This window comes from Porphyromonas uenonis 60-3 (genome assembly GCF_000174775.1).
GTDB classification, from domain to species: Bacteria; Bacteroidota; Bacteroidia; order Bacteroidales; family Porphyromonadaceae; genus Porphyromonas; species Porphyromonas uenonis_A.
The window spans coordinates 1-542 of record NZ_ACLR01000235.1 but is presented as its reverse complement, the minus strand read 5'-3'; the positions used below and the strand labels follow the sequence as shown (position 1 = coordinate 542).

General features: G+C 47.6%; 1 pseudogene. It reads left to right on the top strand.

Going from position 1 to position 542, the window contains the following annotated elements:
• Positions 1-312: 312 nt before the first annotated feature.
• Positions 313-542: pseudogene (locus tag PORUE0001_RS09495) on the top strand (IS110 family transposase); the annotation flags it as partial.

Genomic DNA, 542 nt, shown 5'->3' with positions numbered 1-542 from the left:
CCGTTACATCGTCAAGAACGTTCTACAACGGACGCACAGATCGTGCGTCCCTACTTTAACTTTGCAGAGTGAAAAGAAATCGACCCGAGATTAGGTCAGTTGAACGGGTTGTTCTTACCTTTGTTGTAGTGAGGTAAGGACAGCAACCAGAGGGTAATCTATCGTCCCTACGAGGCTTCGAGCCTAAGGTCTGTTATAGACCCTCTGGAGTTCAGCTACTTGAGACTCATTAGAAAGTGAGGCCTATAGCCTAATTAAAGTAATAGCCTAATGTAGCCTAGCTGGTCCTTATCAATAATCAGATACAAAGTTATGGAATATCACTTTATCGGCATCGACGTTTCCAAAGAAAAACTGGACGCCACCCTGATTCGCTACGAATCAGAATCAGACAGCGAGCAGCAGCTCGCCTACACCACTGTAGAAAACAACCCTAAGGGGTTCCGGAGCCTCGTCTCTTGGAGCAAGAAGAACGCTGGTCGAGGAGTCAAGACCGACACCATGCTCTTCTGCTGTGAGACTACAGGAGGATACGATCGCGC